At 45.5% G+C, this 209-nt stretch carries 1 protein-coding gene; it reads left to right on the forward strand.

All coding sequences use genetic code 11. From position 1 onward, the window contains the following. The coding region (locus CF394_RS00200) for a twin-arginine translocase subunit TatC (RefSeq protein WP_207761656.1) at nucleotides 1–209 on the forward strand (209 nt) is incomplete at both ends.

Below are 209 nucleotides of genomic sequence, written 5' to 3' on the forward strand. Positions count from 1 at the left end.
TTTGTAAGTCCAGGACTGCATGAACCCGCACGCCGTGCAACGCTGAGCTACATTCCGTTTGCCTTCCTATTGTTTTTAGGGGGCGTGGCGTTTTCGTACTTTTTATTGTTCCCCTACTTGATGTCTTTCCTGACAGGACTGGCTGGAGAACTGGGGATTACGCAGCTCATCAGTATCAACGATTACTTTAACTTTATTTTTCAAATCAC

It is taken from the genome of Tetzosporium hominis (genome assembly GCF_002265435.1).
In the GTDB taxonomy this organism is placed as follows: Bacteria; Bacillota; Bacilli; order Bacillales_A; family Planococcaceae; genus Chryseomicrobium; species Chryseomicrobium hominis.